The sequence below is a fragment of the Paraburkholderia aspalathi genome, from assembly GCF_900116445.1.
Lineage (GTDB): Bacteria > Pseudomonadota > Gammaproteobacteria > Burkholderiales > Burkholderiaceae > Paraburkholderia > Paraburkholderia aspalathi.
Genome location: NZ_FPBH01000010.1, coordinates 105,288 through 119,189, shown reverse-complemented (window position 1 = coordinate 119,189; position 13,902 = coordinate 105,288). Strand labels below are relative to the sequence as shown.

The 13,902-nt window shown below is 62.9% G+C and carries 14 protein-coding genes and 1 tRNA gene; 11 read left to right on the top strand and 4 right to left on the bottom strand.

The genetic code is table 11. The features are described 5' to 3' along the window. Positions 1-37 precede the first annotated feature (37 nt). From BM438_RS17385 to BM438_RS17365, 5 genes are all read left to right on the top strand, one after another. Positions 38-817: a response regulator transcription factor gene (locus BM438_RS17385; protein ID WP_093635563.1), complete on the top strand. Its 780-nt coding sequence runs from the start codon at positions 38-40 to the stop codon at positions 815-817. A gap of 9 nt (positions 818-826) precedes the next feature. Then, positions 827-2,365 (top strand): sensor histidine kinase, encoded by a 1,539-nt coding sequence (locus tag BM438_RS17380; RefSeq protein ID WP_093635561.1) that lies wholly within the window; start codon positions 827-829, stop codon positions 2,363-2,365. Between the two features lie 229 nt (positions 2,366-2,594). After that, on the top strand, positions 2,595-4,253 hold the full coding sequence (locus tag BM438_RS17375) for an MFS transporter (RefSeq protein WP_093635559.1): 1,659 nt from the start codon (positions 2,595-2,597) through the stop codon (positions 4,251-4,253). Between the two features lie 86 nt (positions 4,254-4,339). Next, positions 4,340-4,416: transfer RNA gene (locus BM438_RS17370), tRNA-Met, on the top strand. 85 nt (positions 4,417-4,501) lie between these two features. After that, positions 4,502-4,831 carry a hypothetical protein gene (locus tag BM438_RS17365; protein ID WP_093635557.1) on the top strand — a complete coding sequence of 110 codons (330 nt, stop codon included), beginning with the start codon at positions 4,502-4,504 and terminating at the stop codon, positions 4,829-4,831. A gap of 128 nt (positions 4,832-4,959) precedes the next feature. Here the strand turns inward: BM438_RS17365 and BM438_RS17360 are convergent, their stop codons facing one another. Beyond that, on the bottom strand, positions 4,960-5,403 hold the full coding sequence (locus tag BM438_RS17360; RefSeq protein ID WP_054034675.1) for a MarR family winged helix-turn-helix transcriptional regulator: 444 nt from the start codon (positions 5,401-5,403) through the stop codon (positions 4,960-4,962). Between the two features lie 157 nt (positions 5,404-5,560). On the opposite strand from BM438_RS17360, the gene BM438_RS17355 reads away from it, so the two are divergent. Further along, complete coding sequence (locus tag BM438_RS17355; RefSeq protein ID WP_093635555.1) at positions 5,561-7,096, top strand: DHA2 family efflux MFS transporter permease subunit; 1,536 nt, start codon at positions 5,561-5,563, stop codon at positions 7,094-7,096. A gap of 47 nt (positions 7,097-7,143) precedes the next feature. Here BM438_RS17355 and BM438_RS17350 read toward each other — a convergent pair whose 3' ends face one another. Beyond that, positions 7,144-7,851, bottom strand: coding sequence for a FadR/GntR family transcriptional regulator (locus tag BM438_RS17350; RefSeq protein WP_208620675.1), 708 nt, complete (start codon positions 7,849-7,851; stop codon positions 7,144-7,146). Between the two features lie 241 nt (positions 7,852-8,092). Here BM438_RS17350 and dgoD point away from each other — a divergent pair, with 241 nt between their 5' ends. The 3 genes from dgoD (at position 8,093) to BM438_RS17335 (ending at position 10,029) form a co-directional block, all read left to right on the top strand. After that, positions 8,093-9,241 carry a galactonate dehydratase gene (gene dgoD, locus BM438_RS17345; protein ID WP_093635551.1) on the top strand — a complete coding sequence of 383 codons (1,149 nt, stop codon included), beginning with the start codon at positions 8,093-8,095 and terminating at the stop codon, positions 9,239-9,241. 228 nt (positions 9,242-9,469) lie between these two features. Continuing rightward, entirely contained in the window at positions 9,470-9,772 is a 303-nt protein-coding gene (locus tag BM438_RS17340; protein WP_093635549.1) for a hypothetical protein, read from the top strand. Between the two features lie 26 nt (positions 9,773-9,798). After that, the gene (locus BM438_RS17335; protein WP_093635754.1) at positions 9,799-10,029 is read left to right on the top strand and encodes a YodC family protein; all 231 of its coding nucleotides are present in this window, start codon (positions 9,799-9,801) and stop codon (positions 10,027-10,029) included. An 85-nt stretch (positions 10,030-10,114) separates the two neighbouring features. Here BM438_RS17335 and BM438_RS17330 read toward each other — a convergent pair whose 3' ends face one another. Continuing rightward, on the bottom strand, positions 10,115-11,047 hold the full coding sequence (locus BM438_RS17330) for a CopD family protein (RefSeq protein WP_093635547.1): 933 nt from the start codon (positions 11,045-11,047) through the stop codon (positions 10,115-10,117). Then, on the bottom strand, positions 11,044-11,421 hold the full coding sequence (gene copC / locus BM438_RS17325; protein WP_093635545.1) for a copper homeostasis periplasmic binding protein CopC: 378 nt from the start codon (positions 11,419-11,421) through the stop codon (positions 11,044-11,046). The genes BM438_RS17330 and copC overlap by 4 nt, the downstream gene beginning before the upstream one ends. A gap of 369 nt (positions 11,422-11,790) precedes the next feature. On the opposite strand from copC, the gene BM438_RS17320 reads away from it, so the two are divergent. Both BM438_RS17320 and BM438_RS17315 read left to right on the top strand, forming a co-directional pair. Beyond that, the gene (locus tag BM438_RS17320; RefSeq protein ID WP_093635543.1) at positions 11,791-12,522 is read left to right on the top strand and encodes a c-type cytochrome; all 732 of its coding nucleotides are present in this window, start codon (positions 11,791-11,793) and stop codon (positions 12,520-12,522) included. A gap of 21 nt (positions 12,523-12,543) precedes the next feature. After that, positions 12,544-13,842 (top strand): c-type cytochrome, encoded by a 1,299-nt coding sequence (locus tag BM438_RS17315; RefSeq protein ID WP_093635541.1) that lies wholly within the window; start codon positions 12,544-12,546, stop codon positions 13,840-13,842. Positions 13,843-13,902 lie beyond the last annotated feature (60 nt).

Below are 13,902 nucleotides of genomic sequence, written 5' to 3'. Positions count from 1 at the left end.
ACACCCCAAGGTGCCGGCAAGGCCAGGCTTGCGCACCATGCGAATTCTGATTGCCGAAGACGACAGCATACTCGCGGACGGTCTGGTTCGATCACTCCGCCAATCGGCCTATGCCGTCGATCATGTGAAGAACGGCGTCGAGGCCGACACCGCCCTGTCGATGCAAACTTTCGACCTGCTGATCCTCGATCTGGGCCTGCCGCGCATGTCCGGGCTCGAGGTGCTGCGCCGCCTGCGCGCCCGCAACTCGACCGTGCCGGTGCTCATCCTCACGGCGGCGGACAGCGTCGACGAACGCGTCAAAGGCCTCGATCTCGGCGCCGACGACTACATGGCCAAACCCTTCGCGCTGAACGAACTCGAGGCGCGCGTGCGCGCCCTGACCCGGCGCGGCGCGGGCGGCGGCCCGACGGTGGTGCGGCACGGCTCGCTGTCGTTCGACCAGGTTGGCCGGATCGCCTATGTCAACGAGCAGGTGATCGACCTGTCGGCGCGCGAACTCGGTTTGCTCGAAGTGCTGCTGCAGCGGATCGGCCGGCTGGTGTCGAAGGAACAGCTCGTCGACCATCTGTGCGAATGGGGCGAAGAAGTCAGCAATAACGCGATCGAAGTCTACGTGCACCGGCTGCGCAAGAAGATCGAGCCGAGCGGCGTACGCATCATTACTGTGCGGGGCCTCGGATACTGCCTCGAGAAAGCCGCCCTGCCGTCGAACGTGAACGCGAACGTAAGCTCAAGCGCCAATCCGCCCGCCGAATCCGAGCCGCCCGCTTCGCCCTCCTCGGCCGCGATGCCCGCGAGCCACCACTTCAAATAGAGGATCTCCATGTCCGCACGCGCAGATCGCGCCACGGCGCACGCGGCGGACCTCGACGAGGTGCGCGATGAGCGCTACGCCAATCCGTTCGCCCCGCCCGACGAGACCGAAGCCGCCGCCGAAGCGCGCCCGCGCTCGCTGTTCGGCGAGATTCTCGACTGGATGCTGGCGCCGCTCCTGTTGCTATGGCCGATGAGCCTCGCGGTCACCTACCTGGTCGCCAAGTCGATCGCCAACGGCCCGTTCGACCGCGCGCTCGAAACCGACGCCTACGTGCTCGCCCGCCAGATCCATCCGATCAACGGCGTGGCGGAGCTGTCGCTGCCCGACTCCACCCGCGACTTTCTGCGCGCCGACAATGTCGACAGCGTGTTTTATCAGGTGCTCGGTACGCGCGGCGAACTGGTGGGCGGCGAGCGCGACATGCCGTTGCCGCACGAGGAAGACCGGCCGCCGCCGGGTCTCGTCGAATTCCGCGACGACGTGCTGCGCGGCAACGATATCCGCGTCGCCTATACGACGGTCGAGTTTCCGCAGACACCCGGCGCCCAGCCGGTGCTGGTGCAGGTCGCCGAGACGCTCGACAAGCGCAGCCAGCTTGCCAACGACATCATCAAAGGCGTGATCCTGCCGCAGTTCGTGATCCTGCCGCTGGCGATCCTGCTGGTGTGGTTCGGCCTGTCGCGTGGACTCGCGCCGCTGCACGCCCTGCAGGCGCATATTCGCGCGCGCCGCCCAGACGATCTGTCGCCGCTCGAAGCCCGCCGCGCGCCGCCGGAAATCGAGCCGTTGGTGACGTCGTTCAACGATCTGCTGACGCGCCTCGAACAGAACATGGAACTGCAGAAGCGCTTTATCGCCGACGCCGCGCATCAGATGAAAACGCCGCTTGCCGGCCTGCGCACCCAGGCTGAGCTCGCGCTGCGCCAGGATGCCTCCGAGGAAGTCCACCGCTCGCTCGAACAGATCGCCACCAGCTCCGAGCACGCGGCGCGCCTCGTCACCCAGTTGCTGGCGCTGGCGCGCGCGGAGAACCGGATGTCGGGCCAGATTTTCACGCCGGTCGAGGTGACCGAAGTAGCGCGCAGCGCGGTGCGCGACTGGGTTCAGGCCGCGCTTGCCAAGCAGATGGACCTCGGTTATGAAGCGCCCGAAAAACCGGTTGAAGTCGACGGCAATCCGGTGATGCTGCGGGAAATGCTGTCGAATCTGATCGACAACGCGATCCGCTACACACCGCCTGGCGGGCGGATCACCGTGCGGGTGCGGCACGACGTGTCCGCGCGACTCGTGCATCTGGAAGTAGAAGACACCGGGCTCGGCATTCCGGTGGCCGAGCGCTCGCGGGTAGTCGAGCGTTTTTATCGGATTCTCGGCCGCGAAGGCGACGGCAGCGGCCTTGGGCTTGCGATCGTCCGCGAGATCACGACGATGCACGGCGGGGAGATGAGCATCGACGATAACGTCTATCAAACCTCCCCGCGGCTTGCCGGAACCCTCGTGCGTGTCAGCTTGCACGTGCTCGAACGGGCACGGGACTTACCCTAAGAGCGCAAAAACCCACGCTGATCCGGCGCCATATTGAGATACGTTTGTCAAAAATTATAAGAACTTAACCGCCAGTTGCTGAATTTTGATGGGATTTCCCTCCGCACACCGGAAACTGCCATTTCACCCCTCCACGTCAGTACGCCGTAAGTTTCCACTCCAATAATCGGTTTCACGGGAACGCCTTTGCCGGCGGACCGCGTGCACATATCAATATTGGAGACAACATATGGCTACCGTTGGCGGGCAAATCTCGCACGTGCCAATGACGAAAGAAGAGAAGCGGGTGATCTTCGCGTCGTCGCTGGGTACGGTTTTCGAGTGGTACGACTTCTATCTGGCCGGCTCACTCGCCATCTTCATCAGCAAGAGCTTCTTCTCCGGCGTCAATCCGACTGCCGCTTTCATCTTTACGCTTCTGAGTTTCGCCGCGGGCTTCGCGGTACGGCCATTCGGCGCGATCGTATTCGGACGCCTCGGCGACATGGTCGGGCGCAAATACACGTTCCTCATCACGATCGTGATCATGGGTCTGTCGACCTTCCTCGTCGGCTTCCTGCCCGGCTATGCGTCGATCGGCATTGTGTCGCCAGTGATCTTCATCGCGATGCGGATGCTGCAAGGCCTCGCACTCGGCGGCGAGTACGGCGGTGCGGCCACCTACGTCGCGGAACATGCGCCGGCGGGACGCCGAGGCTTCTACACCGCGTGGATCCAGACGACCGCCACGCTCGGCCTGTTCCTCTCGCTGCTGGTAATTCTCGGCGTGCGCACGGCCATGGGCGAAGACGCGTTCGGCGCATGGGGCTGGCGCATTCCGTTCATCGCGTCGATCATCCTGCTCGGCGTGTCGGTGTGGATTCGTCTGCAACTGCATGAATCGCCGGTGTTCGAGCGCATCAAGGCCGAAGGCAAAACCTCGAAGGCGCCACTGTCCGAAGCGTTCGGTCAATGGAAGAACCTGAAGATCGTGATTCTCGCGCTGATCGGCCTGACCGCCGGCCAGGCCGTGGTCTGGTACACGGGTCAGTTCTACACGCTGTTCTTCCTGACGCAGACGCTGAAGGTCGACGGCGCGACGGCCAACATCCTGATCGCGATCGCGCTCCTGATCGGCACGCCGTTCTTCCTGTTCTTCGGCTCGCTGTCGGACCGCATCGGCCGCAAGCCGATCATCATGGCCGGCCTGCTGATTGCTGCCTGCACGTACTTCCCGCTGTTCAAGGCGCTGAGTCACTACACGAACCCGGCGCTGGAAGCGGCCACGGCGAAGTCCCCGATTGTCGTGATCGCGAACCCGGATGAGTGTTCGTTCCAGTTCAATCCGGTCGGCACGGCGAAGTTCACGAGCTCCTGCGATATCGCCAAGAGCGCGCTCTCGAAAGCCGGCTTGAACTACGAGAACGTCGCCGCGCCTGCCGGCTCGCTAGCGGAGATCAAGGTCGGCGATACGGTGATCAACACGTATGACGGCAAGGCCGCCGACGCCAAGGACCAGGGCAAGGTGTTCGACAAGACGCTCGCGACCACGCTGAAGACCGCCGGCTATCCGCCGAAGGCCGATCCGTCGCAGATCAACTGGCCGATGAGCGTGGTGATCCTGACGATCATGATGATCTACGTGACGATGGTCTACGGGCCGATTGCGGCGATGCTGGTGGAGATGTTCCCGACGCGCATCCGCTATACCTCGATGTCGCTGCCGTATCACATCGGCAATGGCTGGTTCGGCGGCTTCCTGCCGGCGACCGCCTTCGCGATCGTGGCGGCCAAGGGCAACATCTACTCGGGGCTGTGGTATCCGATTGTGGTCGCGCTCATCACGCTCGTGATCGGCGTGCTGTTCGTGAGGGAAACCAAGGACTCGGACATCTACGCGAAGGACTGAAACGCCTGACAGCCCGGGCAATTTAAAAAAGTTGCGGGCCGGGGGTTGACAGCCTCCGGCCCTATCCTCATAATCTCGCTTCTTTCGGCGAATTAGCTCAGTTGGTTAGAGCGACGGAATCATAATCCGCAGGTCCGGGGTTCGAGTCCCTGATTCGCCACCAGTTGCAAGAAGAAGCCGCTGATCCACAAGGTCAGCGGCTTTTTTGTTTTGGCTTTCCCAAACAGCAACTTCAAGGAGGTTTCTTGATGACGTTCCGCACCGCCGCGCTTGCCGTGGGCACCGCATCCAGCACGCTTCTCGCCGCCGCATCGCCGCTCTCCGCCAGCGCTCAAACGCCACCCGACAGTCAGTGGCGCGCCAGTTCTCTCACGCTTTCAACCTTGCTGCAGGACGGCTACAAAATCGTCGCTGTTGTGAACGGCGTGCGTGGCAACGCCGGCCCAACCGATACGATCTTCGTTCAGCGCGATCAGAGCGCCTTCAAATGTCTCGACCCGTCGTCGCCCGATGCGAAATCGAAGGCTGCGTGCTTCGAACTGGTTCAGCCGTCGGGTGCTGCCCCCGAACCCAAATAGGCGGATGACTTTGCACAATCGCGTCGTCGGCTTTAACGCCCGCAACTAAAAAAGGAGCTGGCTTGCGCCAGCTCCTTTGCAATGTCTTAGCCCGGTCCTGCTCTAACTAAAACGGCCAAGCCCCACGCTCACCGATCCACCAGTCGGCTGAGATTCCCGCGCACCCGTTGCAGCAGCGCGATAAGCTGCTTCGCTTCTTCGTCGGTAAAACCGTTCAGCGCTTCGAGCGCAACTTCATCGCCCACTTTGCGGGCCTTGCCGAGCGTGCGCTCGGCCTTCGGTGTCATGCGCACCTGACGTTCGCGGCGATCCTCCGGATTGGCCGTGCGCTCGATCCAGCCGCCCTCTTCCATCCGGTCCAGCAGACGCCCCGCCGAAATCGGCGCGACTTCGAGCAGGTCCGCGAGCCGCGCCTGATTGACGTCGCCGTAATGGGCGAGATTGGCCAGCACGCGGCACTGCGCGCGCGTCAGATCGACCGATGACTTCGCGAGATCGTCGAAACGCTTGCCTGTCAGGCGGCCGACGTCGGAAATCAGAAAGCCGAAGCGCTCTTCGAGTTGGGTAGTCATGCGCCGATTATACGAAAGCGTTTCGTTTGTCATCGTCGGAATGGCTGCAAAACCAGCGCAGCGGGCGTAATTCAGGCTCCGCATAAATCCTGGTGGGCGGATGCATTGGCAGCCAATATAATAAGCATGCTTACTATATCGAAGGTCCTGCTCTCCCATGTCAACCGACTCCGCGTCGACGAGCGCCGCCCCGCTCAATCGGCCGATGATCACCGTCTCGATCATGCTCGCGACGCTGATCCAGACGCTCGACAGCACGATCGCCAACGTCGCGCTGCCGCACATGCAGGGCACGCTGTCGGCGTCGCAGGATGAGATCACGTGGGTGCTGACGTCGTACATCGTCGCGGCCGCGATCGCCACGCCGCTGACCGGCTGGCTATCCGACCGGCTGAGCGTCAAGCGGCTGCTGATCTTCGCGATCGGCGGCTTCACGGTGGCCTCGGCGCTATGCGGCTTGTCGGAAACGCTGACGCAGATCGTCGCATCGCGTTTGCTGCAGGGGATTTTCGGGGCCTCGCTGGTGCCACTGTCGCAATCGATCCTGCTCGACATCAATCCGCGCGAAAAGCAGGGCCAGGCGATGGCGGTGTGGGGCATGGGCGTGATGGTCGGACCGATTCTCGGGCCGACGCTCGGCGGCTGGCTCACCGATAGCTACAACTGGCGCTGGGTGTTTTTCATCAACGTACCGATCGGTGCGTTCGCGCTGTTCGGCGTGGCGACCTTCCTGCCCGCGCGTGAACCGAAGCACGATGCGAAGTTCGACGCATTCGGCTTTGCCACCCTGGGTCTCGCGATCGGCGCGCTGCAGGCGATGCTCGACCGCGGCGAGCAACTCGACTGGTTCGGCTCGAATGAGATCGTCATCGAGGCGCTACTCGCGGCGATCAGCTTCGCGTTCTTCCTCGTGCATACGGCCACGGTCGGCAAGAAATCGTTCTTCAAATACGAATTGCTGAAGGACCCGAACTTCGCCACCGGCACGTTCTTCATCTTCGTGATCGGCGCGGTGATGTATGCGACGCGTGCGTTGCTGCCGCCAATGCTGCAAAACCTGATGAACTATCCCGTGGCGACCACGGGTCTCGTCACAGCGCCGAGCGGCGCGGGAACCATGGTGGCGATGCTGTTCGCCGGACGGCTATTGAAGCGGATCGACGCGCGGCTTCTCCTGCTCGCCGGCTTCCTGATCTCCGCGTTCGCACTGTGGCAGATGATGCAGTACACGATCGTGTTGTCGGAATCGGACATCATCTGGCCTGGCGTGATTCAGGGCTTTGGTCTCGGCCTCGTGTTCGTGCCATTGAGCGCGCTGACCTTCTCCACGCTCACGCCCGAACTGCGCGCGGACGGCACCGCGACGTACAGCCTGATGCGCAATATTGGCAGCAGTATTGGCATTTCGATCGTGCAGACGCTGATGACCCGCAACACGCAGGTCTCGCATGCCGACCTCGCAGCGAATGTCACGCCGTTCAATCCGGCAATCCAGCCGATGCTCGGTAGCGGCTCGAATTACGACCTGGCGGTGCTGAATGCGTCGATTACGCAGCAGGCGTCGATGATCGCGTATCTGAATGACTTCAAGCTGATGTTCGTGGCGACGCTACTGGTCATTCCACTGCTGCTGTTGATCCGACCAGCGCGCCAGGCGCCGGATGCATCAGTGGCGCACGCGGCGATGGATTGAGAATGATGATGGCGTCAAGCGGGAGCGGCAGAGCTTTCGCGCCACGCTCACGCTTCGATTCTCCCTCGCGTCACGCCCAGCAATCCGGCCATTGCCTCTCGCGCCGCCGTTGCATCACGGTCGCGGATCGCTTCGAACACCGCCGTGTGTTCGGCCAGCGACGCGTTGAACACGTCGGCGCGTTTCGCGTTCAGGCGCAGCTGCGCTTCGAGCGTTCTCTCGATCAGTGTGCCGAGCGGAATCAGCAATTCGTTGCTGCAGGCCGTCAGCACGCTTAGATGAAACTGCAGATCGGCGCGCACCCATTCATCGACGTTACGCGCTGCGACCATCGACGCATGCGCTGCCGCGAGCGCATTGAAGGTGTCGTCCGTATGCGAGGCCGCCGCCAGACCCGCCGCGTACGGCTCGATCATTTCGCGCATTTCCTGCAGCTTGAGCGCAAAGGCCATCGGTTCGGCGACGCGCGAATACCAGTCGAGCACATCGACATCGAGCAGATTCCACGCATGTTTCGGCCGCACCCGCGTGCCCACCCGTGGCCGCGATTCGATCAGCCCTTTCGAAGTCAGCGTACGCAGCGCTTCGCGCAACACTGTCCGGCTCACGCCGAAGGTGTCCATCAGCTCCGCCTCGCGCGGCAGGATCGAATCGGGCGCGTAGTCGCCGCGCAGAATCGCGGTCGCCAGCAGATGGGCGACGCGCCCATGCAGATCGTGCTGAATAGCTTTCTCCCAGCGGCCTCTCGGCGCTATTGATATTGGACCTGAGCCCGGAACGACCGCGATTATCCGGTATCTCCACTTGCCAACTTCTGAATTCAGCGCCGTTGCCGGGTTGGCATGCTCGGCGGCGTTCAGTTGCGACCTCGTCGTCGTCAGCCACTATTTGGCCAATAGTACTATTAATAGTACTTAATCGCACTTTTGTTGTAGCATGTGAATCCTCGAAATTGCCCGCACACGCAGGCACCCAAGCCGCAAGGAGACACACATCATGAAAATCACCAAGCTCGAAACCTTTATCGTCCCGCCGCGTTGGTGCTTCCTGAAGATCGAGACGGATGAAGGCATCGTCGGCTGGGGCGAGCCGGTGGTCGAAGGCCGCGCGCATACGGTGGCCGCCGCTGTCGAGGAACTGTCCGACTATCTGATCGGCAAAGACCCGCTGCTGATCGAAGATCACTGGCAGGTGATGTATCGCTCGGGCTTCTACCGCGGCGGCCCGATCACCATGAGCGCGATCGCCGGCGTCGACCAGGCGCTGTGGGACATCAAGGGCAAGCATCATGGCGTGCCGATTCATGCGCTGCTCGGCGGCCAGGTGCGCGACAAGATCAAGGTGTATTCATGGATCGGCGGCGACCGTCCGAGCGATGTCGCGAACAACGCGCGCGCCGTGGTCGAGCGCGGCTTCAAGGCCGTAAAGATGAACGGCTCCGAAGAGCTGCAGATCATCGACACCTTCGACAAGGTGCAAGGCGTCATCAACAACGTCGCCGCCGTGCGCGAAGCGGTGGGACCGAACATCGGCATCGGCGTGGACTTCCACGGCCGCGTGCATAAGCCGATGGCGAAGGTGCTGGCCAAAGAACTCGACCCGTACAAGCTGCTCTTCATCGAAGAGCCGGTGCTGTCGGAAAACGCGGAAGCCTTGCGCGACATCGTCAACCAGACCAACACGCCGATCGCTTTGGGTGAACGTCTGTATTCGCGCTGGGACTTCAAGCACATCCTGTCGGGCGGCTACGTCGACATCATCCAGCCGGACGCGTCGCACGCGGGCGGGATTACCGAATGTCGCAAGATCGCCTCGATGGCCGAGGCGTACGACGTCGCGCTCGCGCTGCACTGCCCGCTCGGCCCGATCGCTTTGGCCACCTGCCTGCAGATCGACGCGGTGAGCTACAACGCGTTCATCCAGGAACAGAGCCTGGGCATTCACTACAACCAGGGCAACGACCTGCTCGACTACATCAGGAACCCCGAAGTCTTCAAATACGAAGACGGCTTTGTGTCGATCCCGCAAGGCCCGGGCCTCGGCATCGAAGTGAACGAAGAGAAGGTGCGCGAGATGGCGAAGGTCGGCCACCGCTGGCGCAATCCGGTGTGGCGCCATGAGGATGGCAGCGTCGCGGAATGGTAATGGCCGGCGCGCACGTTACGGCAGACGTAGCGTGCGCCGTCTCAGTTACGTAACACCACGGACCGAAGCCGCCTGAATACGCCCTTTCCGGCACTTTCCCGGCGCCGCCGCACTATCCGCAAAGCCTTATCCACAAAGGCTTTCAAGCCGTTTGTTCGGCATCAGACATACGCATGGCCCGCTCCTTGCTCAAATGCATTCAGAACGACAAATGCATCGGGGAACATCATGGGCGAATTCCTTCCAGACTATCTGATCCGCGAACAGGCCGCCGTCGGCGCACTGGTGGTGTTCGGCGTGCTTCGCATCTTCGGCGCGATGCTCGCGTATGAACGCGGCTGGCGCATCTCGGTAGTCGAAAAATGCTTTATCGCGGCCGCGGTGCTGTACTGCCTGCCGCAACTCTTCGACCTGCTCACCCACATGTATGGCTCGCGTGCCGCCGGCGCGGAACTGGAAGGCAAAGCCGCGGGCTGCGCGATCGCGCTCTTCTGCGCGCCGATTCTCGGACACCGGCTCGGCCTCGAATGATTGGTTTCGTCGAACGGACGCTCATCATGCGACTGCGAAAGAAACCTGCGAGCCCCGCGAAGCCTGCCTACCGGGCCGGCGACGTCCTGACGCTCAAATCCGGTGGACGTCCGATGACCGCAACCTGGAGCGGACCGGTGCTGTTCGCGCCGGGCAACTGGTTGATCTGCCAGTGGTTCGGCAACGACGGCGAACTGCAGCAGGAAATGTTTCCGGAAGAGACGCTGGAACGGGCGCACAACGCGTTCACCGCCTAGAGGGCAGTAACGGATCAGCCGGCCACCGCCGGGCGACCGTGTGTATTGCGCCGCACGCCTTTGCTGTGCGGCGCTTTTTTTAGCCTTAACTGCCCAACGCGGCGAATGCCGGCACGCTGTGCGACAAGACTGCCGCCGCGACAAACACACCGATCATCGCCAGCGCTTCGAGATACAGCACGTTGACGAAGGTATGCGCGTCCATCGTCGAGGCCGTGCGGCGCAGGCGCGGCAGCGCCGAGAAACGATTGAGCCCGCCGAGCACCAGCGCGAGCGCGACTAACGCAAGCTTCAGCGTCAGCACATGGCCCCATGTGCTCATCTCGATGGCTTCGAACGAGCCGCCCGAGCCACGCACGGCGTTGAAGATCCCGGTGAGCAGCACCAGCCCGACCGCCACGACGGATACGTGCGACACCTGGGTCGCCGTGCGGATCAGCATGCCGCGTGCGGTCGACGTGCCGAGCGCGGGCAATACCGCGAGCCCCGCCGCCATCGCCAGCCCGCCCCAGACGCTCGTCACCAGCACATGCAGCGTCTGCATGCCGATCGCCGCCGAAGCCGGACCGGCATCGGCCGCATGTCCGAGCGACGCCTTGCCTGCCGCGATCGCGATCACCGCGAGCCACAGCAGCGCATTGCGCAGCATGCCCGTATGACTGGCCATGGCTGTGCCCAGCAGCACCAGCGCGCCGGCGAACGCCACGCTCCAGCCGTAACCGACATGGGTTTGCGTCAAGACAGTCGGCACCACGCCAATCGCCGCCGGCAACGCGACGCCGCTCATCGACGCCGCCTGATACAGCAGCCAGCCCAGGTCCGCGAGCACCAGCACGACGGATGCCGTCAACATCGACCGTTGTGCGCGCAACCAGGCGGGCCGGGCGGGGTTGATCTTGCTCTGCGCGTCCTTGGCGAGCCAGGCGCTGAGCAGCGCCGAACCGACGGCAAACGCAAACGCGACATTCATGAGCGCGGCCATCGCGACCTGCCCGATCCACAGTCCGTCCATGCTCATTTGACGATGAACGCGAAGTTGCCTTGCGTACGGTGGCCGTCCGTGGCTACCGCGATCCAATGCACCGCGTAGCGCCCGGCCGTCAGCTGCGGCAGCGCGAGGTGCATCACCTTTGCGTCACTTTGGTCGACTTGCGACGCAGCCGGTGCGGCGGGCTTGCCGCTCGCGTCGCTCAGTTCGATCCGGCTGAACGCCGGTTCGAGCGGCTCGGTGAAATGGATCGTCACTTCAGTGGCAGCGGCCACTTCGGCGTTTGCCGCAGGCTCGCTCGACACCAGATGCGCATGCGCGAAAGCCGTGGACGTCATGGCCAGCGCCGCGGCGCCGAACGTCAACGCATGGAGCGCCGGACGGGAAAAATTGAATAGCTTCATGTAAGGCAGATAGCTCGTGGAAAGTAAAACGGTAGACGGTGAGCCGAAGGTCGTCCGCGTCGGACGGACGCCGGCGCGCCCGGAAGTGTACGCTTCGATGGCTGGCGCGCGCGTCGGTTCAACCTGCTTTGTTATGCAAGCCGGCATGAACGCAACATGCGTCCGCGATCCCGGGGATAGAATCGGGACGCCCGCTCCGCTTGCCAGCCAACGACGCGCGTCAAACTGTCGCATCGCTGTGACACCCGGAACCTTCTCTAATGTGGCAAATAGTCACCATCACCCTTCGATGATAGAATGCTGCGTCGCCGCAGCGCCGGCTGCCCTTCACACCGAGCCGCTCGAAGTTCGGTCAGGTCCCCGATTTTGATGGAGTTACGCGTGTCTTCAAGACGCATTTTCCGCCCGTTGCTTGCCCTTCTGCTGATCGGCTCCGCGGGTGTCTATAGCGCTGCGAAAGCGCAGACTCAACCGAAGGCCCCCGATACGATGGAAGCGCGCGTGCAAGGCTGCACGGCTTGCCACGGTTCGCACGGCCAAGGTACCGACAACGACTACTTCCCGCGTCTGGCGGGCAAGCCGGCCGACTATCTGTACAACCAGTTGCAGAACTTCCGCGAAGGGCGCCGCAAGTACCCGCCCATGAACTACCTCGTCACGTATCTTTCTGACGACTACCTTCATCAGATCGCCACGTACTTCTCGCAGCAACGCCCGCCGTACCCCACGCCGGCCAAGCCGACCGTGTCGGCAAGCATCGTTGCGCGCGGCCAGCAGATCGTCCTGAACGGCGACGCATCCAAACAGATTCCGGCGTGCGCGGCTTGCCACGGCAAGGCGCTGACCGGTATGGAACCCGCTATCCCGGGTCTGGTCGGCCTGCATGCTGACTACATCAGCGCGCAATTGGGCGCATGGCGTTCGGGCTCGCGTCATGCCATCGCACCGGATTGCATGCACACCATCGCCACCCGCCTGACTGACGAAGACGTGAACGCCGTTGCTGCCTGGCTTTCCACGCAAAAGGCTCCACAAAACCCCGTGCCGGCTCCGGCCCGCTCGTTGAAGACTCCGCTTGCCTGCGGCAGCGAACCGCAATAAGGCACCGGGAGAGACACTCAAATGAAACGCAAGTCTTTGTTCGCCCTCTCGGCAGTCGTCGTCGTTGCGGCTGCCGCACTCGTTCCCGTCCTGTGGTCGGGCGGCGACAACCTGCATAACGGCACGGCCATGGCGGCAACGCCCGCCGACCAGGCCGCGCTGATCAAGAAAGGCGAGTACCTCGCCCGCGCCGGCGACTGTATCGCCTGCCACACGGTACGCGGCGGCAAGCAGTTCGCCGGCGGACTGCCGATGCTGACGCCGTTCGGCACGATGTTCACGCCGAACATCACGCCTGACGACCAGTACGGTATCGGCAAGTGGACGCAGGACGACTTCTACCGCGCCATGCACACAGGCCGTTCGAAAGACGGCAGCCTGCTGTACCCGGGCTTCCCGTTCACGAGCTACACGAAGGTCACGCGCGCCGACTCGGACGCGATCTACGCGTACCTGCGCTCGGTCACGCCGGTCAATGTGCCGAGCCGTCCGCACGAACTGAAATTCCCGTTCAACCAGCGCAACATGCTGATCGGCTGGCGCACGCTGTTCTTCCGCGAAGGCGAGTACAAGGCTGATCCGACCAAGTCGGTCGAATGGAACCGCGGCGCGTACCTGATCGAAGGCCTCGGCCACTGCGGCATGTGCCACACGTCGATCAACGCCATGGGTGGCCCGGTCAGCTCGGCTGCGTTTGCCGGCGGCTTGATCCCGCTGCAGAACTGGTACGCACCGTCATTGACGTCGAACAAGGAAGCCGGCCTGGGCGACTGGGAAACCAAAGACATCGCCGATCTGCTGAAGACCGGTGTGTCGAACCGCGGCGCGGTGTTCGGTCCGATGGCTGAAGTGGTTCACAACAGCCTGCAGTACATGTCGGACGAAGACATCAACGCAATGGCCACGTACCTGAAGACGATTCCGCAGAAGAGCGAAGCGCCGGAACCGCTGCAGCTCGAAACCTCGGAAAAGTTCGGTGGCGAACTGTTGAAGCAAGGTCAGAAGATCTACGCTGACAACTGCGCGAAGTGTCACGCGGAAAACGGTCTTGGTATGCCGCCGTCGTTCCCGCCGCTGGCGAACAACCAGTCGATCCAGATGCCGTCGGCGGTCAACCCGATCCGTATGGTGCTGAACGGCGGCTACCCGCCGAGCACGGACGCCAACCCGCATCCGTACGGCATGCCGCCGTTCGCACAGGCACTGTCGAACACGGAAGTGGCAGCCGTCGTGACGTACATTCGTATGTCCTGGGGCAACCACGGTACGGCTGTGTCGCCGCAGCAAGTGTCTGATCTGCGTTCAGCGCCGCTCGACTAAGCAGCGTCAGATGCACCTGGGGCGCGGCCTGCGAATCACGCGGCCGCGCCCTTCGTTTTT